Below are 20,936 nucleotides of genomic sequence, written 5' to 3' on the forward strand. Positions count from 1 at the left end.
CGGACGGGTCCTGGGTCCGACGGGTCCAACCGGCCCTGCGGGTCTTACGTCTTGCGGTGCCCCGGTCCTGCCGGCGCGATGTCGTGGGACTGCGGCTCAGTGAGCCACGACACGCGCCATGGGACCGCGGTGCGGCTGCGCCGGAACACCACGGGCGGGTTCCGGAGCGGGCCTGGCGCCGGGTCCGGCCTGCCGGCCGGGTGGCGCCTGGTTGCGACGCGGCTGTGCCACCGCGCCGTTCTGGACGTCCATCACGGCGTGCGCCACGAGGCCGCCCATCGGGTCGTGCCTGATCAGATCCCGCAGCCGGGAGCGGGACGAACGTCCCTCGTTGCCCGGGTACAGGTGCTTGCCGAGGCCGACCGCGTGCGCCAGTGCGGCGAGCGCCGCGGTCCGCGGGTCCGGCGGTACGCCGGTGCGGATCGCGGAGTCCAGCCGGGCCTTGATCTCCCGGCTGATGTCGGTGTCCGTCGCCTGGTAGCGAGTCGTCGGCAGCACTCCGCACATCTGTCCCGCCACGGCATGAACCATGCCGCACCGCTCCAGATGCGAGAGGTAAATCTGGCGTAGCCCGAGACGCGGCCCGCCGATCCAGTGGACAGCCCGTACAGGAGCGCCACGCCTTCGCAGCAACTCCAACGCGCAGTCCAGCGTTGGGTCTCCAGTCGGCCGTGGGGACACCACGGCGATACGATCCCCGTCAGGGGCTATCCGTCCGGCCAGCGCCAGCTCCACTAGCTGTGCTCCGGCCAGACCGAGGTCGAGCGACTGCGGCTGTGCGGTGGTACCCGTGGTCGGGTCCAGCGCCAGCAACAAAAGCTCTTCCGGAATTGTTCTGCGGCTCCTGCCCATCCATGCCTCCCCGCGTGGATGAATGACAGGGTGACCCCTCTCACAATGGTCTGTCGAGGGTGCGTGACCTGTTTGTAGTGGAACCAGTAGGTATGTCGTTCTCGTCTACCGCAGGAGCCAAGCGCTCTACACAGGACACTGGTACATGGTTCGGACACGCTGTGAGGCGTGTTTCGGGCGGGCGGTTCACGGTTCGGCACGAGCGCGCGGTGGGCGTGCGGCACAGGAGGAGGCATCGGTGGCGGGCGAGTCCCCCGACAGGTCGAAGCAGCGCGAGTCGTCGGCAGAACCGACGTCGGGGAGCGCGAGCACGGTTCCCGAGGCACGTGAGCCTCGCGATTCCCGCGAAGTCCGCGATCCGCGGGTGGCCGTGGCACGGGAGGCCGAGCCGTCGGCGGCCCGGGGCGGCGTGGACACGGCGACGCGAGTGTTCTCGGTCCGGGACCTGAAGACCGCGGAGTCCGAACAGCCCGAGGAGCCCACGGGAGCCGAGGACGACGGCGAGGCCACGGCGGGCGCGCCCGCCGAGGAGGTCGAGGACGCCACGGAGGCCGAGGACGCCGGGAAGACCGGGCGGCCCGAGGCGGACTCCGACGTCGACGCCGAGGAGCCCGCGGGGGCCGAAAACGGCGGTGCGGCCACGAAGACCGGGTCCGCCGAGGACACCGAGGACGCCGAGAGCGGCTCCGAAGGCGCCCAGGACGGCCCCGAGGGCGCCGTGGCGGCCCCGAGCGCCTCCGAGGCCGCCGGGGGCGCTTCCGGGGGCAGTGACGAGCGCCTGCGGGAGGCTGTGGCCCAGTGGGTGGCCTCGGCGGACGACAAGGGCTCCGCGGAAGAGCCCGCGACGGACTCGGCGGCGGACGGCAACTCCTCGGCCGGGGACACGTCGGACGAGGACACCGGTGCGGAGGCGGAGGAACGTTCCGCGAGCGACACCGCGGAGGCCGACGAAGCCGACGAGCCCTCCGACGCGAAGCCGACGCCCGACGCGAAGCCGACGCCCGAAGCCGAGGCCCAGCCCGAAGCCGAGACCGCCGCCAGGTCCGCGTCCAAGCCCGCGCCGAAGTGGGCGTCGGGCGCCGGCGGGAAAGCCGCCCCGGACGACAAGCCCGGTCAGGCCGAGGACTCCGCAGCAGACGCCTCGGCCAAAACCGATGCCGACGCCGACTCCGACGCCGACGCCGACGCTGCTACCGACACCGCGGACGCCGACAAGCCCGACGATTCCCCCGTCGACCAGCCCACCGCCGTCTTCAAGGCCCCCCGGCCCAAGCCCGCCGTCGACCAGCCGACCACCATGCTGAAGCTGGGTGGCGCCACCAGGCCCAAGCCCAAGCCCGAGCCGGACGAGGACGAGGCCGGCCCGAAGGCCGACGAGAAGGCCCGGCCCGAGGCCCCCGCCGAGCGGACCAGCAAGTTCGTCGCGCTCAAGCCGCTCGACGAGCCCCGCCCGCCGAAGCCGGCCGACGTCACCGCCCTCGTCCCGCAGGTCGGCCCCGAGCGCACCACCCAGCAGCCGCTGCCGCCGAGGCCGCCGCTGGACCTGCTGGCGGAGCTGACGAACACCCCGCCGCCCCCGCCGACCCCGCTGCGCACGCTCGGACGGCGACTCAAGATCTGGACGCCCCTGGTCATCCTGCTGCTGGTCGCATTTGCGATCGCGCAGGCTGTACGACCGCTCCCGGCGGCCGCGTTGACCCTCACCGCGAAGGACTCGTACACCTTCGAGGGCGGCAAGACACAGCTGCCCTGGCCGAGTGAGGGGCAGGGCTGGATGGACGCCGACGGCGTCGGCACGATGGGCAGCTTCGGCAAGCAGACGCCCGTGGCCATCGGCTCGGTCGCCAAGACCATGACGGCGTACATCATCCTCAAGGACCACCCGATGAAGGCCGGGGAGGAGGGCCCGGAGATCGAGGTCGACGCGACGGCGGAGAAGGAGGGCGGCTACGACGTCTCCGGCGACGAGTCGACGCTCAACACCGTCAAGGCCGGCGACAAGCTCACCGAGAAGCAGGCCTTGTCGGCCGTCCTGATCCCCTCCGCCAACAACATCGCGCGGCTGCTCGCGCGCTGGGACGCGGGTTCGGAGGCGGCGTTCGTGAAGAAGATGAACGCCACCGCCAAGGACCTGGGGATGACGAACACGACGTACACCGACCCGTCGGGCCTGAAGGAGACCACCGTCTCCACGGCCGAGGACCAGGTGAAGCTCGGCCGCGCGTTCGTGAACGTCCCGGCCCTGGTCTCCATCTCCAGCGCGGCCAGCTGGACCGACCCCTCCGGCAAGTACTGGAACAACTACAACGAGCTGCCGTACAAGATCGGCGCGATCGGCATCAAGACCGGCAGCACCACCGCGGCCGGCGGCAACCTGCTCTTCGCCTCCCGCAAGACGGTCGACGGGCAGACCGTGACCCTCGTCGGCGCGGTCCTCGGCCAGCACAAGCCGAAGATCCTCGAGACGGTCAACGCGGTCAGCCAGACGGCGCTGCTCGCCGCCCAGGACGCGCTCGCCTCGGCGAAGATCCTGAAGAAGGGCGACGTCGTCGGGTATGTGGACGACAAGCTGGGCGGCCACACGCCCGTCGTCATCACCAAGGACGTCCCCGCCCTCGGCTGGGCGGGCATGACGGTGAAGCTGTCCTTCACCGCCGATGACGTGCCGCACACGGCGAAGGCCGGCACCCAGGTGGGCACGCTCACCGTCGGTGACGGCTCCAGCAGTGCCGTGAAGGTGCCGGTCGCCCTTCAGGCGGACCTGGTCGAGCCGGGCTTTGCGGACAAGCTGACGCGCATCGGCTGACCTGCCACCCGCTCGTACGCCTCCGTCACCCCGTCGGGCAGCCGCCCGGCGGGGTGCGTGCTAGCGTCACGAAACGGGACAGGTCGCCGGTCGCAAGGACGCAGCCGTGAAGCGGACGCGAACGGCATGCGGCCGAGAGCAGAAGACGGGACACGGGGAGTGCCTTCAGGTGGCCACTGCGGAGCCGACACGCGCCGACGACACCGGTCCGGACCCGGACGCCGGCCCGCGACCAAGGGTGCCCGCCCCACAGTCGGGCGACCACGACCGTGACGACCACGACGGCCACGAGGGTCGTGACGCGGTGGTAGAGCTCGAGCGGGACCGCGTTCCGGACCGCAAGGCGACGGACGGCCCCGAGGGCGACCGCGCGGACGGCGCGGGCCCCGCCCGTGGGCCGTCCCGGGTGAGATCCGCGCTCGACCGCCTGGGCGGCTGGCTGCGCCGCCACCCCGTGCTGGCCATGACGGGACTCTCCGGCGCCCTGCACCTCGTCTGGTTCTTCACGTTCGCGAACAGTGGCGGCGACCTCGCGGCGCAGGACGCCTGGGCCGAGTTCGTCGGCCGGCACCCCGACTCCGCGTACAACCTCGCCTGGTACGGCGGCATGCACCCGGTGTCGTACAGCATGGTGTCGCCGTATCTGATGTCCCTGCTCGGCGTCCGGACGACGATGATGATCGCCGGGACGCTCTCGGCGGGCCTGCTCACCCTGATCCTGTTGCGCTGCCGCCCGGTGAAGAACCCCTTGTGGCCGGCGCTGGCCGGGGTCTTCGCCCTGCTGTGCAACGCGGCTTCCGGGCGGGTGACCTTCGGGCTGGGCAACACGTTCGCGCTGGGCGCGGTCGCCGTCGTGTTCTGCTGGCCGTACCGCTGGCGCTACAAACGGTGGGCGAAGGCGCTGTGCGCCGCCCCGCTCGCCGCGCTCGCCACCATGGGCTCGCCGGTGGCGGGGCTCTTCGTGGGGCTCGTCGCCGCCGCGCTGTTCCTCCAGAAGCGGCGGCCGGGCGCGTGGGCGCTGGGGCTCGCCCCGACGGCCGTGGTCGCCCTGTCCGCCTGGCTGTTCCCGTTCTCCGGCACCCAGCCGATGTCCTTCGGGTCGGCGTCCCTGCCGCTGCTGTCCGCGATCGCCGTCTTCGTGGCCGTCCCGCGCGACTGGAAGACCGTACGGATCACGTCGGCGGTGTACGGGCTCGGCGTGCTGCTCGTGTGGCTGATCAGCTCGCAGATCGGGTCCAACATCACCCGTCTCGCGATGATGTTCACGGGCGTGGTGCTGATGGCGGCGCTGCCGTTCGCCGTGCCGCGCAGCCGCAAGTGGTACGTGATCGTCCTGGCGTTCCTCGGGTTCGTCGGCTGGATCGGCTTCAAGTCGGTCGACGACGTCGTCCGGACGACCCCGGCGGCCTCCTGGGCACGTGAGCTGGCGCCGCTCGTCAACGAACTCCAGGAGATCGGCGCGGAGAAGGGGCGGGTGGAGGTCGTACCGGCCCGCTCGCACCGCGAGGCGTCCGCGCTCGCGCCGTACGTCAATCTGGCCCGGGGCTGGAACCGCCAGGCCGACATGGAGCGCAACCCCCTCTTCTACGACGACACCCTCAACTCGGCGAACTACCACGAGTGGCTCCAGCGGTGGGCCGTGCACTTCGTCGTCGTCCCGAAGGAGGCGCTGGACGGGGACGGCGGCGAACGGGAGCGGGAGCTGGTGCAGCGGGGGCTGCCGTATCTGGTGCAGATCTGGGGCGACGCCAACTGGCAGCTGTTCAAGGTCACCGACCCCGCCTCGCTCGCCGAGCCGAACGCGGTGGTGCAGCGGGCCAAGCAGGACGAGATGACGATCGACGTGAAGAAGGCGGGGCGGATCCTGATCCGGATCCCGTACTCGCCGTGGCTGAGCGTCGTCGACGCGGAGGGCAAGAGCCTGAAGCCGCCGCAGGAGACGGACGCGTCCAAGGACCGGGCCGAGGGGGAGCCGAAGACGTACGAGAACGTCGACGGGTGCCTGTTCGAGACGGCGGAGGACGCGGAGGGCGACAAGTGGACGATGCTGCTCGCGCCGAAGGCGGGGACCTACCGGCTGGCCGCGCCCTACCAGCTGCCCCGGGGCACCCCGTGCCCGGACGAGCTGAAGGAGCAGCCGTGATCAACGGAGCTGGCCCACGTACCGGTCCGTTCCCGGGATCGTAGGGACGAACGGCGCCACCAGCTCCACCCTGCCCAGCCCCGACTCCGCCACCGCCTCGGCCAGGCCCGTGAAGTGCGGTTCCCAGCAGTCCCTCGGGTCCGATTCCAGGAACCAGAGCAGGGTCAGGCGGGTGTCGACGCCCTCGACCTGCTTGACGTAGGTCATGCGGTCGCCGGGGAGGGGGGTGGGGCGGAAGACGGTGACCATGGCCGTCGGGGAGCCGGCCACCCGCTTGGGGAGGTGGCGGGCGCGCAACCACTGGAGGAGTTCGGCGCGCTGCCGCGCCGAGTCGGTGTCGATCACCTCGAGCACCAGGCCCGCGTACGGGTGGTCCAGGGCGTGGAAGTCGCGGGGGCCCGCGGCGCCGTCCCGGTACACGGTCGCCTCGTGGTCCTGGAACGCCGTGAAGACGTGGGTGCGGTCCTGGTGGACGCGGGCGTCGCGGTTGAGGCGCTTGTTGATGGCGACCGTCCACTTCATGTGGTCGTCGTAGCGGCCGTCGGTGATCCAGTAGGTGGAGAGGTAGCAGCCGGCGGTGACCGGCTGGGCGATCGCCGACTTCTCCGGTCGGCGCAGCAGCTGGAGGTCGCGGGTCGCCACCCACCTGCGGCCCGCGTACATCCAGGGCATCGCCATCGCGCCGGCGTAGTAGTGGTCGTCCTCGTACCAGCGGTTGTAGGCGTGCTCGTGGCCGGGGTGCGGTTCGACCATGGTGATCAGGGCGTGGCCGGGGCGCACCCCGTAGGGGCCGACGGCGGCCAGTTCGGCGTAGGTCTCGCTGCGGGTCTCCTCGGACATGGGAACTTCCCTTCCCTTCCGTCCTCCTGCGGTCGCCCATACTCTGACGCTCCGTCAGTTAATGCGCCAGGGTCAGGGGTCAGGGAGGATTCATGTCACTGCTCACCGGCAAGACCGTCGTCGTCTCGGGAGTCGGCGCCGGGCTCGGTCACCAGGTCGCCGCCGCGGTCGTCCGGGACGGCGGGAACGCCGTGCTGGGGGCGCGGACCGATGCGAGTCTCGCGAAGAGCGCGGCCGGGATCGACCCCGAGGGGGCGCGTACGGCGTACCGGGTCACCGACATCACCGACGAGGGGCAGTGCGAGGCGTTGGCCGAGCTGGCGCGGGAGCGGTTCGGGGGGATCGACGCCGTGGTGAACGTGGCGGCCTGGGACTCCTACTTCGGCGGGGTCGAGGACGCCGACTTCACGACCTGGCAGTCGGTGATCGACGTGAATCTGCTGGGCTCGCTGCGGATGACGCGGGCGTGTCTGGCCGGGCTGCGGGCGCGGGGCGGGTCGGTGGTGTTCATCGGGACGCAGTCCGCCGTGGCGGCTCCCTCGCAGGTGCGGCAGGCGGCGTACGCGGCCTCGAAGGGGGCGCTGACCAGCGCCATGTACTCGCTCGCGCGGGAGTGGGGGCCGCATCGGATCCGGGTCAACACCGTGCTGCCGGGGTGGATGTGGGGGCCGCCGGTGCAGGCCTACGTCCAGTTCACCGCGCAGACGGAGGGGGTGGCGGAGGAGGAGGTGCTGGGGCGGCTCGCCGAGCGGATGGCGTTGCCCGAGCTGGCGACGGACGGGGATGTGGCGGACGCGGCGGTGTTCCTGGCGTCGGACCGGGCGCGGGCGATCACGGGACAGTCGTTGCTGGTCAACGCCGGGGAGCTGATGCGTTGAGTTCATATAGGTGAATGCGAACCACCATACCGAATACTTTACCTCCCTTTGACCTTACGGTTACTTGTCGTGTTCACGCGGCAGCGCCCACGATGAGCGCCGGGCCGAACGCCGGGCTGAACTCAGGGAGGGCGCACATGAACGGTCTCGACTGGACCGTGCTCATCGGCTATTTCGGCGTGATGGTCGCGATCGGCGTCTGGTCGCACAAGCGCGTCGACAACGTGAGCGACTTCTTCACCGCCGGCGGCAAGATGCCCTGGTGGCTGTCCGGCATCTCGCACCACATGTCGGGCTACAGCGCGGTGATGTTCACCGGGTACGCGGGCATCGCCTACACCTACGGCGTGACCTCCTTCGTCACCTGGTCCTTCCCCATCGCGCTCGGTATCGCCATCGGCTCGAAGCTGTTCGCGCCGCGCATCAACCGGCTGCGGTCGCGGCTCCACGTGGCTTCCCCGCTGGAGTATCTGAAGAACCGCTACGACCTCAAGACCCAGCAGGCGCTGGCCTGGTCGGGGATGCTGCTGAAGATCGTGGACGTCGGCGCGAAGTGGGCCGCCATCGCGACCCTGTTGTCGGTCTTCACCGGGATCTCCCTCAACCAGGGCATCCTCATCACCGGCGCGATCACCGCCGTCTACTGCACGATCGGCGGTCTGTGGGCGGACGCGCTGACCGAACTCGGCCAGTTCGTCATCCAGTTGATGGCCGGCATCGCGATGTTCATCGCCGTCGTGCTGAAGCTGAACGACAAGGGCATCGGGTTCCTGGACGCCTGGGACCAGCCTGCCCTCCAGGGCCACGACAAGCCGCTGGTCGCCCAGTACGGCACGGTGTTCCTGCTCGCGTTCCTGTTCATCAAGCTCTTCGAGTACAACGGCGGCATGCTCAACCAGGCCCAGCGGTACATGGCCACGGCCGGCCCGAAGGAGGCCGAGCGCTCCGCGCGGCTGTCGGCGGTGCTGTGGCTGGTCTGGCCGCTGGTGCTGTTCTTCCCCATGTGGATGTCGCCGCTGCTGGTGACGTCGAACAAGCCGGACGGCTCCGACTCCTACGCCCTGATGACCGAACAGCTGCTGCCGCACGGCCTGTTGGGGCTCGTCATCGTCGGCTTCTTCTCCCACACGATGGCCATGTGCTCGTCCGACGCCAACGCCATCGCCGCCGTCTTCACCCGGGACTGCGCGCCGGTCATCTGGGCCCGCGCGCGGGAGTGGAACCAGCGGACGGGCCTGATCGCGGCCCGCATCGCGACGGTCGTCTTCCTCGGTCTGTCCATGGCGGCGGCCACGCAGGTCAACTCCCCCGCCTTCAAGGACATCATCACGGTCGTCATCAAGTGGGTGGCCGGGCTGATGGGCCCGATGGCGATCCCGATGATGCTGGGTCTGCTGCGCCCGTTCCGCCGCTCCGGCCCGACGGCCGCGCTGACCAGCTGGTCGATGGGTCTGCTGGCCTTCTGGCTGGTCAACTACCCGATCAACTGGAACGTGGACGGCGGAGTGCCGCTCCAGTACCAGGTGTCGATCCCGCTGTTCGTGTCGCTGGTCCTCTACATCCTCATCGGCTTCATCAAGCCCGAGGACACCCCGGAACGCCTCGCGATCATCGAACAGATCAACACGGACGGGGACGGCGGCGCCTCGGCCGCCGCGCAGGTGCCGCGACCCAAGGACGAGGTCCCCACGACGGTGTCGGACTGAACACCGTGTCGGACTGACCACCGTGCCGGACTGACCACCGTGTCGGACTAACTCCCCCTGGGATACCTGGCCATCCAGCCGGGTGACGCCCCGGCGGGACCGTGCAGGGCCGGCCCCTGGGTCATCTCCATGGCGAAGTCGTCGGCCAGTTCCAGGATCGTGGGGCGGCCCTCCAGCTCGGCCAGCCAGGCCGGCGGGAGGGCCGTCTCGCCGTGCAGGGCGCCGAGCAGACCGCCGGCGAGCGCGGCGGTCGGCCCCGAGGGCGCGCCGTGGTTCACCGCGAGCCGCAGCCCGTGCCGGACGTCCTCCGCGACGAGGGCGCAGTAGACGGCGCCCGACAGCACGGCCTCCGCGGACCCCGCCCCCGCGAGCTCCTCCACCCGCGCGGGACCCGGCAGCCCCTGCCGTACGGCGCCCAACGCGTGCTGCAACGCCTCCGACACCGCCTCGTGCCCCGGCCACGCGGCCAGCAGGGCGAGCGCCCGCTGCACCGCGCCGTCGAGACTCTCCCCGCAGGCCAGCGCGTGCACGGTGACGGCGTACGCGGCCGCCGCGAGGTACGCCGTGGGGTGGCCGTGGGTCTGGGCGGCGCACTCGACGGCGAGCTGGGCGACGAGTTGCGGCTCCCAGCCGACGAGCAGCCCGAAGGGCACCGAACGGGGAACCACCTCGGGCCCGGCCGCGCCGGGGCTCTTGGGCGAGTCCAGGGTGCCCATGACCTCGTCGCCGAGCCCGAGCAGCAGCGTCCGGGTCGGATCGCGCCGGGCGTACAGCCACTCCTCGCGGGCCAGCCAGCCGTCGTCCTTGCGGCGCAGGTCGGGCCCCCAGTCGCGCTGGGTGGCCGCCCATCTCAGATACGCCCGGTGCAGATCGGTCGGCGGATGCCAGGCGCCGGTGTCGCGCCGTACCTGGGCGCGGATCAGTCCGTCCACGGTGAACAGGGTCAGCTGGGTGAGATGCGTGACCGCGCCGCGCCGCCCGTGGGCGGGGGCCAGGTCCACGACCCCCTCGGGCCCGTGGGCCTGCCGGATCTCCTCGATCCCGAGCCCGTCGACGGGCGCCCCGAGGGCGTCACCGACGGCCGCGCCCAGCAACGTGCCACGCACCCGGCTGCGGAAGTCCTGCTGTTCGGCACGGCCCCAGACGGGCCCGGCAGTCGCACCCACCCAGCCCTCCCGCACCGTGCGTACATACGACGTCCGTCACTGTAATCGAACAGCGCGCCGTTCTGACCCTGTGCACGGGCTGTCCGGTGGAGGGGTGATGAAGACCTGGTGGGGTAAGGACACCGGCATGACCACCCCCACCACACGTATCCCACACGCGTCACGCGTGCTGCCGCTCACCGCCACCCTCCTCACCGGGACGGTCGCGCTCTACATGCTTCTCGTCGCCTTCGGGAACATCACCGACTTCGGCACCAACCAGCAGTTCGTACGTCATGTGCTGGCGATGGACACGACGTTCAAGGACGACGACGTGATGTGGCGGGCGGTGACGAGCAAGGGGCTTCAGGACGCCGCCTATGTCGTGATCATCGCGTGGGAGACCGTCGCGGGCGTGGTGCTGGCCGCCGGGACCTGGTTCTGGGCGCGGCGGGACCACATACGCGGTCGGGCGCTGTCCACGTACGGGCTGGTCATGACGATGCTGCTGTTCGGCGCCGGGTTCATCGCGATCGGCGGGGAGTGGTTCGCGATGTGGCAGTCGGACACCTGGAACGGACTGGACGCGGCGACCCGGGCGTTCCTGTTCGCCGGGGTCGTGCTGATCGTCGACCATCTGCCGCTCGGTCAGGCGCGGGAGGACTTCCGGGCGTGACGTCGGGGACGTGACGTGACGGCGCGACGGGGCGACGTTCGGGCCGCCGGGCTTCCGGGCCTAGTCGACGACTCTGACCTTCGTCCCCGTCTCGCCGAACGCCCACAGCGCCGTCCCGTCCGCCTTGGCCATCCGGATGCCGCCGGTCTGCGTACCGGCGGCGGCCGGGGGCGGGGAGGAGCCGTCGACGGCGTTGGAGAAGGCGATGTTGACGCCCGAGGTGGCGGAGAAGTAGACGATGTGCTCGATCGCCACGCCGTCGGAGCCCGTGGTGGCGTCCTTGCGGAGCGACACGGTGAAGCTGCCGACGGCCGGGTTCACCGTGCCGGGCCAGACCGTGAAGGTGCGGCGGGCCGTGTCGTCCGCGTCGACCAGCCAGACCCGGTGCTGCCCCAGCGAGTAGACGATCCGCCGGCCGGTGCCCGAACTGCCGGGCACCTCGGCCGCCTTGGGGGTGGCCGACGGTTTCGGCGAGGCCGAGGGCCGCGCGCCGGCCGACGCCGAGGCGCTCGGGCGGTTCGCCGCCGACGCGGTCGGGTGCGGGCCCTGCTCGGCCTGCGTCGTCAGGAAGACGACCGCGGCGATCGCGCCGGTCGTCAGGCCGGTGACCCAAACCCAGGAGGGAAGCCGTCGGGCAGGCACGGGCACGCATCTCCTCAGCTACGGGACCCCTCCGGTCGGGGCCCGATCATCGTACTGCGAGGGGCCCGCTCCCCGGTCCCTGAGTGGTCCCTGAGCGGTCCCTGATCGTCCCCTCAGTCCAGCACCGGCAGCAGGTCCGGCAGATGCCCGTCCGACGCCGAAGCCGCCCGCTGCCGCTCCTGCGGCACCTCGCCGTACAGCGTCGTGCGCGGCCTCGCCGGGCGGCCCGCCGCGTCCGCGACCGCGATCAGGTCCTTGACCGACTTGTAGGAGCCGTACGACGAGCCCGCCATCCGCGAGATCGTCTCCTCCATCAGCGTGCCGCCCAGGTCGTTCGCTCCCGAGCGGAGCATCTCCGCGGCCCCCTCCGAGCCCAGCTTCACCCAGCTGGTCTGGATGTTGGGGATGTGCGGGTGCAGGAGCAGCCGGGCCATCGCCGTCACCGCCCGGTTGTCCCGCATGGTCGGACCGGGGCGGGAGATGCCCGCCAGGTACACCGGCGCGTTCGTGTGGATGAACGGGAGGGTGACGAACTCCGTGAATCCGCCGGTCCGCTGCTGGATCCCGGCCAGGGTCCGCAGATGGCCCAGCCAGTGCCTGGGCTGGTCGACATGGCCGTACATCATCGTCGAGGACGACCGGATCCCGACCTCGTGCGCCGTCGTGACGACCTCGATCCAGGTCGCCGTCGGCAGCTTGCCCTTGGTCAGCACCCAGCGGACCTCGTCGTCGAGGATCTCGGCCGCCGTGCCGGGGATGGAGTCGAGCCCGGCCTCCTTCGCCGCCGTCAGCCACTCGCGGATCGACAGGCCGGTGCGGGTCGCGCCGTTGACGACCTCCATCGGCGAGAAGGCGTGCACATGCATGCCGGGGACCCGCTCCTTCACCGCCTTCGCGATGTCGAAGTAGGCCGTGCCGGGCAGGTCGGGGTGGATGCCGCCCTGCATGCAGACCTCCACCGCGCCCAGTTCCCAGGCCTGTTGGGCGCGGTCGGCGACCTGGTCGAGGGAGAGCGTGTACGCGTCGGCGTCGGTGCGGCGCTGCGCGAAGGCGCAGAAACGGCAGCCGGTGTAGCAGACGTTGGTGAAGTTGATGTTCCGCGTGACGATGTACGTGACGTCGTCGCCGACGGTCGCGCGGCGCACGTCGTCCGCGATGCGGGTCAGGGCGTCCAGGGCCGGGCCGTCCGCGTGGAGCAGAGCGAGGGCCTCGTCGTCGGTGAGCTTCGTCGGGTCGTCGGCGGCCGTCGCGAGGGCCTGGCGTACGTCCGTGTCGATGCGCTGGGGCGCCATGCCGGGGGCGGCCGCCTCGCGCAGGGCGCCCCAGTCGCCGTACACCTCGTCGAAGTCGTCGCGCCGGTCGGAGGTCCGGCCGTCGGTGTCGATGGTGCGGTGCAGGTCGGTGCGGCCGGACGGCACGAACACCTCCTCCGGCTCCTGCCAGGGGCGGCCCTCGACGACCGCGTCCGACACGGCGAGTCCCGTCTCCGGGTCGGCCAGCGCGCGGACGTGCGGCAGCAGCCGCGGGTCGAGCCACGGCTCGCCGCGCCGGACGAACTCCGGGTAGACGCACAGACGTTCCCGCAGCTCGAACCCGGCCGCCGCCGACTTCTCGGCGAGTTCCTCGATCTGCGGCCAGGGGCGCTCGGGGTTGACGTGGTCGATGGTGAGCGGGGAGACCCCGCCCCAGTCGTCGATCCCGGCCCCGATCAGCCGCTCGTACTCGCTGTCGACGAGGTTGGGCGGGGCCTGGAGGTTGGCGGCCGGGCCCATGATGTGGCGGGCCACGGCCACGGTCGCGACCAGCTCGTCGAGTTCCGCGTCCGGCATGCCGCGCATCGCGGTGTCCGGCTTGGCGCGGAAGTTCTGGATGATCAGCTCCTGGACGCCGTGGTAGGCGCGGGAGATCTTGCGCAGCGCGAACAGCGACTCGGCGCGCTCCTCGTAGGTCTCGCCGATGCCGATCAGGAGCCCGGAGGTGAAGGGGACGGAGGAGCGGCCGGCGTCCTCCAGGACCCGGAGCCGGACGGCGGGCTCCTTGTCGGGGGAGCCGTGGTGCGGACCGCCGGGCTCGGACCACAGCCGGGTGGCGGTGGTCTCCAGCATCATGCCCATGCTGGGCGCGACGGGCTTCAGCCGCTGGAAGTCGGTCCAGCTCAGCACGCCGGGGTTGAGGTGCGGCAGCAGCCCCGTCTCCTCCAGGATGCGGATGGAGATGGCGCGGACGTAGGCGATGGTGTCGTCGTAGCCGTGCGCGTCGAGCCATTCCCTGGCCTCGGGCCACCGCTCCTCCGGCTTGTCCCCGAGGGTGATGAGGGCTTCCTTGCAGCCGAGGGCGGCACCGCGCCGGGCGATGTCGAGCACCTCGTCGGGAGACATGAACATCCCGTGTCCGGCCCGGCGCAGCTTGCCGGGGACGGTGACGAAGGTGCAGTAGTGGCACTTGTCACGGCACAGCCGGGTGAGCGGGATGAAGACGCTCTTCGAGTACGTGATGACGCCGGGCCGGCCGGCCGCCTCCAGGCCGGCGTCCCGCACCCGGGCGGCGGAGGCGGCGAGGTCCTCCAGCGCCTCACCGCGCGCCTGGAGCAGCACGGCCGTCTCGCCGACGTCCAGGGCGACGCCGTCACGAGCCCGTTTGAGAGCGCGACGCATGGAGTTCTCGGTGGGGCCGGGGGTCGGGCCGGAGCCGGTTCCGGAGGTCGTCATCCTTTGAGCATACGTTCGCGCTGATCAGAGCTGACGGGACGCCCTATTCGTCCCTCCCGCGGGGTCGTTACACGGTGTCAGTGGCGCCGGTCAGGTACGCGCTGTACCCGTCCAGCAGGCCCAGCGCCTCCGCCTCGCCCACCGGCGGCAGCTGCACCACGACCTCCTCGATGCCCAGCTCGGCGTAGTAGGCGAGCTTGCCGGGGGACGGCTGGACGGCGTACGGCACGACCTGGAGGGCGTCCGGCTCGCGGCCCGCGTCCGCCCACGCCGAGCGCAGCACGGGCAGCGCCTCGGAGAGGCCGCGGCCGCCGATCGGAAGCCAGCCGTCGGCGTACTCGCTGATGTGCGAGAACAGCTTCGGCCCGGCGGCGCCGCCGACGAGGGTGCGGGGGCCGACGACCGGCCCGCGCGGCTTCTGCACGGGCTTGGGGTACGCCGTGCTGGCGCGGACGCTGCCGTACTCGCCGTCGTACGCCGTCGGCTCCTCCGCCCACAGGGCCTGCATCAGCCGCATCCGGTCCCGGACCAGCTCACGGCGGGTACGCCACTCGACGCCGTGGTCGGCGGCCTCCTCCACGTTCCAGCCGTAGCCGAGGCCGAGGGTGAGCCGGCCGCCGGAGAGATGGTCCACCGTCGCGATCTGCTTGGCGAGGTCGATCGGGTCGTGCTGGGCGACGAGCGTGATGCCGGTGCCGAGGCCCAGCGTCCGCGTCACCGCCGCGGCCTGGCCGAGGGCGACGAAGGGGTCGAGGGTGCGGCCGTACTCGCGGGGCAGCTCGCCGCCCGCCGGGTACGGGCTGGTCCGCTCGACCGGGATGTGCGTGTGCTCGGGCAGATAGAGCCCCGCGAACCCGCGCTGCTCCAGCTCACGGGCGAGGCGGGTGGGGGTGATCGTCTCGTCGGTGAGGAAGATCGTGACGGCGATGCGCATGGGGGGCCTTTCGCTGCGTACGGCTCATTCGACGGCGTCGTCGCGGGTGACGTTCTCATCTGTACCTGCGGAACGACCCGCTGTCCATACCGACTGGTCGGCATCGGTGTCAGAACACGCCAGGGGTGTCCAGCGGCCACCGGCCCGGCTGCAGCGGAGTGCGGAAAGGCCATGGCCGGTCGAGCTGTTCGCGCTGCCCGGCTCGAGAGCGGCCTCGGCCGGATGAGGTGGGAGGTCGCGGCAGAACTCCACGAACCGGTCCCGGCGCTCCGGCCACGCGATCACCACCACGTGCAGGACCAGCGCGAACACCAGGGGAGTTCACGGACACCCGGGACAGTGTTCGTCACGGGCACCGCCGCCGCGCCCACCTTGGCAAGCGTGCGTTTCGCAGCCGCGGCTGGCCGGGAGGAGGGGGCCCAGGAGACCCGCACCCTCCGGGGCCCCCTGCCCACCGGGTCGCCGGACTTCGTCCATCTGCCCGTCGAAGTGCCCTCCGGCGTCCGGGAATTCCGCGCCGCCTGCACCTACGAACGCCCCTCCGCGACCGGCGCCCCACGCTGCACGGTCCGCTTCGTGACGGACGAGGGGCTGCTGTTCACGAGCGGCCCGCTGCCGGAGTCAGGGACAGGCGTCGTCGGCTGGCGGACGACGCCGTCGTACGCGGCGTACGTACGCGCGGAGGTCCGCCACGAGGCGACGACGCCCCCACTGCCCGGGGCACCGGCGGCGTTCACGAACCCGGTGTTCTTGGGGCGGGCGTAACGGGGGCTGAGGGGGTTCAGTCCACAACCTGTGGATCACGGAAGTAGAAGACGACCGTCACGCCCAGGCCAGGTGTGTGCGTGTACACGACCGTGATCGCTTCTGCCGAGTCACGGGCGAGGGGTGTGGTGTAGGTGTACTCCGTGGACGGTGGCCGCCAACCGGGGATCTCGCGACCCGCCGCCGGGTCGCGGGCAATCACGGCGAGCGCCTCCCGGACGGTGTCCCGCTCCCCCTCCGTCAGGTCGCCGAACGCCTTCCTCGCGGGCTCGGCCTCTTCCAGCGGGACTTCGCTCACGCCCTGCCCTCTCCCGTGCGCGCGTCCTCAAGGGCTGCCATGACCTCGGGCGAGTTCCTGATCAGGACGCGGTGCCGGTAGGCCCGCACAACCGCCGCCGCGCCCTCGAAGTCGTTGGTCGGGGAGGCTCCTATGGCCGCCTCCAGTTCCTCCTCGAAGCGTTCCCTGTCCCCCGGGAAGCCGTAACGGCTGAGGGCGCTGCGCAGGTCGTCCACGGTCCGGATCCCCGGGAGGGGCATCGCTCCCCAGCCGTGCTCGGGCTGTGCGCTCATGGTCTGCTCCTGGTCAACGGGCATGGCTCCACTTCCCAGTATGGCGCTGCCCTGCCGGGCCGGGCATCGCGTACTCACCACTTCGTCTCGCCCCCGCAATCCGCCCACAGCAGCTTGCCGCCCCTCGATGCCCCCAGGTACCGGAGGACCGACACGCCCACGTCGTCCGCGCATGCCCTTACAAGGTGCAGGCCTCGGCCGTTCTCGGCGTCCGCCGGTGGGGCGGCGCCGAGGGGGTCTCCCTTGAAGCCGGGAGGGACGCGCGGGTCCGTGTCCCAGACAGCCACGCGGACCCCGCCGGGCCGCGTCGACATGAGGCGCAGGGCGTACGCGCCCTCGGTGTGCAGGTGCGAGTTCGCCAGCAGCTCGGCGGCGAGGAGTTCCGCGGTGGGGGTGAGGTCGGGTACCTCGTGAGCTGCCAGGATCAGCCTGAGGGCGCCCCTTGCGATACCCGGTGCGCGTGGATCACGGGGAAGGTGCAGGGTGTAGTTCCAGGACGGGGATACGGTGGCCATCGGAAGTCTCCGGTCACTGAGGGGAGTTGAACGGGTGCCTGGTGTCGATGCCGTGGCGTCCCACGGTGCGCTTCCGGGCGGGGCGCCTGGACAAGAAGATAGGGGTCTCGCAAAGCTGCTTTGCGTGATTCCGAAGAAACTCAGCACTTTCTCCCTCGTGTGGGTGACAAGCTCCCTGGACGAGGAGGTCTCGTGACGCCAAGGCCTGCACCCACGGCCCGACGTGTCCGGCTGGCGACAGAACTGCGCAAACTCCGCGAACGGGCGGGGCTGACCTCGACGGAGGCAGCGCAGTTGCTTGGCACGAGCTCGGGTCAACTGAGCAACGTCGAGTCGGCGCGGTTCGGAGTGAGCCCGGAACGCGTCCGGGCGATGGCCAACATCTACTCGTGCACGAACCAGCCGTACGTGGACGCCCTGGCCGACATGGCCGCGGAGAAGACGCGCGGTCAGTGGTGGGAAACGTACCGCGAGGTGCTGCCCTCCGGGCTGCTCACCCTCGCCGAGCTGGAGCACCACGCCACGGCGATCCGCACTGCCTTCACCGCGCACATTCCGGGCATGCTCCAGACAACCGAGCATGCCCGGGAAATTTTCAGCCACGCAATCCCGGCGCCCACCCCTCCGGAAGTCGAGCACCGCGTCTCGCACCGCATCAAGCGGCAGGACGTCGTGTTTCGGACGAGCCCGAATCCGTACCGCACCGTCATCCACGAGGCGGCCTTGCGCATGCAAGTCGGTGGTCCGCTGGTGGCCCGTGCTCAGCTCCGGCACCTCGTCGACATGAGCGAGCGGGACTCCATCACCCTGCGAGTACTCCCCTTCGAGGTCGGAGCGTTCCCGGGGTCGGGTCAGTCCATCAACTATCTGTGTGGCCCCGTACCGGAGTTGGACACCGTGCAGCTCGACCAGTTCCACGGCCCATTGCTTTTGGACGCTGAGGCCCACCTCGAGAAGTACCGGCGCCTCCTGGACGTCGTGGAAGCTGCCGCCCTTAGCCCCGAGAAGTCGCGCGACCTGATCCGTGTCATCGCCCAGAATTTGTGAAGGAGCCGACATGACCACTCCCACCTGGCAGAGGTCGTCCTACTGCCAAGAAGGGGAGGCCTGCGTCCATATATCCGCCGACCCCGGCACCATCCACCTCACCGAGTCCGCCGACCCCGCCCAGACGGTCCTCACCACCACCCCCGCCGCCTTCGCCGCCCTGCTCGGCTCCCTGACGGGGTCGGTCAGCGCGCCGTGACCTCGTAGGCGAGGGCGCCGGCGCCGCTGTGGCCGCGCCGGCGCCCGGGGAGTCTCGGCCCCGGTCTAGCCGTCCACCTCGTACCGGCCGACCTCCAGGAAGTACCGCAGCTCCTCCGGCGTGCCGTCGATGGCCGCCTCGGCGGCCGCGCGGAGGGCGGCGCTGATGGTCGGGTCGGCCAGGATGCGGGCGACGGCGACGCGGTCGTCCTCGGCCTGGGCCAGGCGGTAGCCGGTCTCGAGGAAGGCGCGCAGGGCCTCCGGGGTACCGGCGTCGAGGGCCTTGTTGGCCTCCCTGACGACCCCCCTGCCGGAGTTCTTGTCCGCCAGGATGCGCCCGATGGCGACGCGGTCGTCCTCGGCCTGCGCCAGGCGGTAGCCGGTCTTCAGGAAGGCGCGCATGTCCTCCACCGTGCCGTCGAGGGCCTCGCCGGCCTCCCGGAGGACCCTCCTGCCGCTGTCCTCGTCCGCCAGGATGCGCGCGATCGCGACACGGAGGTCCTCCTCGGACATGTCGTCCACCGGCGTATCGGGCGTCACCACCGATGCCGCCGTGGTCGCCGCCGAGACCGTTGTCGCCGTCGTGCCGGTGGCGAACGCCGGGGTGGTGAAGAGGAGGGCCGGGGTCAGGGCGGTGGCCATGACGAGTAAGGCCGCGCGGTGCTGTCTCATGGGTGTGTTCCTCCGTGGTCCGACAGTCGGTGCAAAGATCTTCGCCGTTGCGCGCCACGGATTCACTGCCGGATGTCGGCAGGCTTCGGCTGCCGTCGTTGCCGTACACGCACCCCTGCGTGCTCCCGCACCCGCACCCTCCCAGGTCCCAGGCAACTCCCGTCCCAGCATCGGCGGTTACCTCGGAGGTAATCGCCCCGGGCCCTCGACGCCGTCGAGAATGGCGGCCTGACCTCGTCACCGGGACGCGGTTCGCAGTGGAGGAGGGGTCCCTCTTGTCGTCAGCCACGCACACCAGCACCCGCGCCGCGGTGGAGGAACTGCTGCGCCGGATCGGCGAAGGGGACCCCGAGCGCATCGCGGAGTTGTACGCCGAGCGGGGCGACTGGAAGTTGGACTGGCCGCAGGACGAGCACGGTCGGGCGCGGAGCGCCACGCCGTGGATCCGTCACCGGGCCACCCGGGCCGACGCCGCCGCCCACTTCCGCGAGCTCGCCGAGCACCACGTGCCCGGGCAGGCGGCCACCGAGATCGAGCGCATCCTCGTCGACGGGGACGACGCCGTCGTGCTCGGCGAGATCCGCCAGACCGCCCGCGCCACCGGGCGGGCCTATCGCGCCCGGTTCGCCCTGCACCTCACGATCGAGGACGGCCTGGTCACCCGGCACCACGTGTACGAGGACAGCCTCGCCGTCGCCCGGGCGTTCGCGACGAACGCGACAGCGGAAACGGCTTAGACGCCGTTTCTTACTGATCGTTTCAGAATGAAGTTCAGGAGAGCGGGCCGCTGATTCCGGGAGCCGCGCACACGTGGGAACCGTGCGCAGTGGGCAGAGCGTAGGGGCGGGCCCGATCAGTTGGCCGACGTGTTCCGTGTCATCTCGGCTGCCTCGGTGATGGCGCGTTGTCCGAGATCGCCGAACAGCTGCATCGTGACGGCGGCCAGGACGTCGTCTCCGCCAACGGTCCGCCCGTCCCCGCGGCGGGTGGACAGGGCGAGGAGGGGGTCCTTGAGCAGCGGGGACGGGGTCGGCTCGCCCGGCACCACCAGGCTGACCGTCCCGAACCGCTTGACCCCGCGCTCGCGGACGACCTTGGCCGCGTCCCGGGCCAGGGCCGTCAGGAACACGCTCGCGATTCCGTCCAGGTCGCGGACCATCGCCGGGACCGCCCTCACCCCCCGGCTCCCCAGCAGCCTTCTCACCCCGGCCTCGAACCGGTGGGCGCCGGCCACACCACTCGGTGTACGCGTCCCGCGGCGCTCACGAAGAGACACGAGCGCACCATCGGCGTTGCGTACCTCGCCCATCAGGCCGTGGAAGGTCGGGCTGTGCAGGTACCACGCCGATCCCACCTCCACCTCGATGTTCCGGTCGATCGCCGAGATGAGGTCCTTGGGAATCAGCTTCTTCCTGGCCTCCTCGGCCGCCGCGCTTCTCGCGCCGTCGATGATCTCCGTCAGCACGGTCCGCGTCACCGACGCGGCGGCCCAGGCGGCCGGCCGGGAGACGTGCAACGAGGTCACGTCCCTGAACACCGCTTTGACGAGCTGAGGCTTGAACGGCGGGTCGGTCACGACGGAAGCGGTCTGCGGACCGCTGCGCTCGGTGCGTGGGGGTTGTGTGGTCATCGAAGAATGTGCTTTCTGCTGTCGGAGGTGTCAGTGGGCCGTGCCGCACCGGGCGACGAGGCCACAGAGCTCTGCGGAGGGCACCGAGCCGGCACAGGGCCCGCCGGGCGAGGCCGCCGGGCGGGGCCGCCGGCACTCAGAGGTGCAGGTGGCCCCGCCCGGATTCTCGGCGTTCCGGCGACCGGGCGTGCGGCAGGGGGTGCCACCCG

The 20,936-nt window shown here is 71.2% G+C and carries 20 protein-coding genes and 1 pseudogene; 9 read left to right on the plus strand and 12 right to left on the minus strand.

Going from position 1 to position 20,936, the window contains the following annotated elements; all coding sequences use genetic code 11:
* Positions 1–96 precede the first annotated feature (96 nt).
* Positions 97–852 (minus strand): GPP34 family phosphoprotein, encoded by a 756-nt coding sequence (locus ACIRPU_RS19855; RefSeq protein ID WP_351763262.1) that lies wholly within the window; start codon positions 850–852, stop codon positions 97–99.
* Between the two features lie 364 nt (positions 853–1,216).
* Here ACIRPU_RS19855 and ACIRPU_RS19860 point away from each other — a divergent pair, with 364 nt between their 5' ends.
* Complete coding sequence (locus ACIRPU_RS19860; protein ID WP_403868800.1) at positions 1,217–3,658, plus strand: D-alanyl-D-alanine carboxypeptidase; 2,442 nt, start codon at positions 1,217–1,219, stop codon at positions 3,656–3,658.
* 169 nt (positions 3,659–3,827) lie between these two features.
* Positions 3,828–5,801, plus strand: coding sequence for an MFS transporter (locus ACIRPU_RS19865; protein WP_403868803.1), 1,974 nt, complete (start codon positions 3,828–3,830; stop codon positions 5,799–5,801).
* Here the strand turns inward: ACIRPU_RS19865 and ACIRPU_RS19870 are convergent, their stop codons facing one another.
* Positions 5,802–6,641, minus strand: a complete 840-nt coding sequence (locus tag ACIRPU_RS19870) for a hypothetical protein (protein WP_403868805.1) — start codon at positions 6,639–6,641, stop codon at positions 5,802–5,804.
* A gap of 92 nt (positions 6,642–6,733) precedes the next feature.
* Between ACIRPU_RS19870 and ACIRPU_RS19875 the strand changes: the two genes are divergently transcribed.
* Together ACIRPU_RS19875 and ACIRPU_RS19880 are read left to right on the plus strand one after the other, a co-directional pair.
* The gene (locus ACIRPU_RS19875; RefSeq protein ID WP_403868808.1) at positions 6,734–7,519 is read left to right on the plus strand and encodes an SDR family oxidoreductase; all 786 of its coding nucleotides are present in this window, start codon (positions 6,734–6,736) and stop codon (positions 7,517–7,519) included.
* A gap of 137 nt (positions 7,520–7,656) precedes the next feature.
* On the plus strand, positions 7,657–9,225 hold the full coding sequence (locus ACIRPU_RS19880) for a sodium:solute symporter family protein (protein ID WP_403868811.1): 1,569 nt from the start codon (positions 7,657–7,659) through the stop codon (positions 9,223–9,225).
* Positions 9,226–9,272: 47 nt separating this feature from the next.
* Here the strand turns inward: ACIRPU_RS19880 and ACIRPU_RS19885 are convergent, their stop codons facing one another.
* Positions 9,273–10,391, minus strand: coding sequence for an ADP-ribosylglycohydrolase family protein (locus ACIRPU_RS19885; protein ID WP_403868814.1), 1,119 nt, complete (start codon positions 10,389–10,391; stop codon positions 9,273–9,275).
* A 127-nt stretch (positions 10,392–10,518) separates the two neighbouring features.
* Here ACIRPU_RS19885 and ACIRPU_RS19890 point away from each other — a divergent pair, with 127 nt between their 5' ends.
* Positions 10,519–11,046 (plus strand): DUF2165 domain-containing protein, encoded by a 528-nt coding sequence (locus tag ACIRPU_RS19890; RefSeq protein WP_403868817.1) that lies wholly within the window; start codon positions 10,519–10,521, stop codon positions 11,044–11,046.
* Positions 11,047–11,106: 60 nt separating this feature from the next.
* Here the strand turns inward: ACIRPU_RS19890 and ACIRPU_RS19895 are convergent, their stop codons facing one another.
* The 4 genes from ACIRPU_RS19895 to ACIRPU_RS19910 form a co-directional block, all read right to left on the minus strand.
* Positions 11,107–11,694 (minus strand): hypothetical protein, encoded by a 588-nt coding sequence (locus ACIRPU_RS19895; protein WP_403868820.1) that lies wholly within the window; start codon positions 11,692–11,694, stop codon positions 11,107–11,109.
* A 107-nt stretch (positions 11,695–11,801) separates the two neighbouring features.
* The gene (locus tag ACIRPU_RS19900; RefSeq protein WP_403868823.1) at positions 11,802–14,396 is read right to left on the minus strand and encodes a bifunctional FO biosynthesis protein CofGH; all 2,595 of its coding nucleotides are present in this window, start codon (positions 14,394–14,396) and stop codon (positions 11,802–11,804) included.
* 67 nt (positions 14,397–14,463) lie between these two features.
* Entirely contained in the window at positions 14,464–15,330 is an 867-nt protein-coding gene (locus ACIRPU_RS19905; protein ID WP_403868826.1) for an LLM class F420-dependent oxidoreductase, read from the minus strand.
* A 24-nt stretch (positions 15,331–15,354) separates the two neighbouring features.
* The gene (locus tag ACIRPU_RS19910) at positions 15,355–15,642 is read right to left on the minus strand and encodes a hypothetical protein (protein WP_403868829.1); all 288 of its coding nucleotides are present in this window, start codon (positions 15,640–15,642) and stop codon (positions 15,355–15,357) included.
* 222 nt (positions 15,643–15,864) lie between these two features.
* Between ACIRPU_RS19910 and ACIRPU_RS19915 the strand changes: the two are divergent.
* Positions 15,865–16,095, plus strand: a pseudogene (locus ACIRPU_RS19915) (phosphoesterase); the annotation flags it as partial.
* Between the two features lie 16 nt (positions 16,096–16,111).
* Here the strand turns inward: ACIRPU_RS19915 and ACIRPU_RS19920 are convergent.
* The 3 genes from ACIRPU_RS19920 to ACIRPU_RS19930 all read right to left on the minus strand — a co-directional run bounded on the left by ACIRPU_RS19920 (position 16,112) and on the right by ACIRPU_RS19930 (position 17,180).
* Entirely contained in the window at positions 16,112–16,393 is a 282-nt protein-coding gene (locus ACIRPU_RS19920) for a hypothetical protein (protein WP_403868832.1), read from the minus strand.
* Positions 16,390–16,665 (minus strand): hypothetical protein, encoded by a 276-nt coding sequence (locus tag ACIRPU_RS19925; RefSeq protein WP_384108932.1) that lies wholly within the window; start codon positions 16,663–16,665, stop codon positions 16,390–16,392. Before ACIRPU_RS19925 ends, ACIRPU_RS19920 begins: the two co-directional genes overlap by 4 nt.
* Before the next feature lie 74 nt (positions 16,666–16,739).
* Positions 16,740–17,180 carry an ATP-binding protein gene (locus tag ACIRPU_RS19930; protein ID WP_403868835.1) on the minus strand — a complete coding sequence of 147 codons (441 nt, stop codon included), beginning with the start codon at positions 17,178–17,180 and terminating at the stop codon, positions 16,740–16,742.
* A gap of 192 nt (positions 17,181–17,372) precedes the next feature.
* Between ACIRPU_RS19930 and ACIRPU_RS19935 the strand changes: the two genes are divergently transcribed.
* Both ACIRPU_RS19935 and ACIRPU_RS19940 read left to right on the plus strand, forming a co-directional pair.
* The gene (locus tag ACIRPU_RS19935; protein WP_403868838.1) at positions 17,373–18,227 is read left to right on the plus strand and encodes a Scr1 family TA system antitoxin-like transcriptional regulator; all 855 of its coding nucleotides are present in this window, start codon (positions 17,373–17,375) and stop codon (positions 18,225–18,227) included.
* A 10-nt stretch (positions 18,228–18,237) separates the two neighbouring features.
* Positions 18,238–18,426: a DUF397 domain-containing protein gene (locus ACIRPU_RS19940; RefSeq protein WP_403868841.1), complete on the plus strand. Its 189-nt coding sequence runs from the start codon at positions 18,238–18,240 to the stop codon at positions 18,424–18,426.
* A 65-nt stretch (positions 18,427–18,491) separates the two neighbouring features.
* On the opposite strand, the gene ACIRPU_RS19945 is transcribed toward ACIRPU_RS19940, so the two are convergent.
* Complete coding sequence (locus tag ACIRPU_RS19945) at positions 18,492–19,097, minus strand: ALF repeat-containing protein (protein WP_403868844.1); 606 nt, start codon at positions 19,095–19,097, stop codon at positions 18,492–18,494.
* 275 nt (positions 19,098–19,372) lie between these two features.
* Here ACIRPU_RS19945 and ACIRPU_RS19950 point away from each other — a divergent pair, with 275 nt between their 5' ends.
* Entirely contained in the window at positions 19,373–19,834 is a 462-nt protein-coding gene (locus ACIRPU_RS19950) for a nuclear transport factor 2 family protein (protein ID WP_403868847.1), read from the plus strand.
* Positions 19,835–19,950: 116 nt separating this feature from the next.
* Here the strand turns inward: ACIRPU_RS19950 and ACIRPU_RS19955 are convergent, their stop codons facing one another.
* Positions 19,951–20,727 carry a hypothetical protein gene (locus ACIRPU_RS19955; RefSeq protein ID WP_403868850.1) on the minus strand — a complete coding sequence of 259 codons (777 nt, stop codon included), beginning with the start codon at positions 20,725–20,727 and terminating at the stop codon, positions 19,951–19,953.
* Positions 20,728–20,936: the final 209 nt, after the last annotated feature.

The organism is Streptomyces sp. NPDC102259, assembly GCF_044766465.1.
GTDB lineage: Bacteria > Actinomycetota > Actinomycetes > Streptomycetales > Streptomycetaceae > Streptomyces.